General features: G+C 59.9%; 1 protein-coding gene. It reads right to left on the reverse strand.

Going from position 1 to position 282, the window contains the following annotated elements; genetic code table 11:
- The coding region (locus EGN72_RS00130) for a transposase (RefSeq protein WP_148114235.1) at nt 1–111 on the reverse strand (111 nt) is incomplete at its 3' end.
- Between the last annotated feature and the right edge of the window lie 171 nt (nt 112–282).

Raw genomic sequence — 282 nt, forward strand, 5'->3', positions numbered from 1 at the left:
CGGGCAACAGACACCCAATCGCTCAGCCACCTCCCGCACCGGGTAGCCCCGATCCTCGACCTGCGCGACCGCATCGCGCTTGAACTCGTCTGTGAATTTAGCTCCGGACATATCGTCCTCCTGGCTTCCAAAATTACCAAGCAAGGCGTCGACAAATCTAGGGGCTATTCATCCTCGCCCATATCCGCGATCAGCACCGGTTAAGCCTAGGCAGCTACGGCCGACCACGGATGACCGAGGAGTTGAACGAGTTGGGCATTCGCGTCGGCCAGCCATTGCCCG

The sequence above is a fragment of the Pseudorhodobacter sp. E13 genome, assembly GCF_003991405.1.
In the GTDB taxonomy this organism is placed as follows: Bacteria; Pseudomonadota; Alphaproteobacteria; order Rhodobacterales; family Rhodobacteraceae; genus Pseudorhodobacter.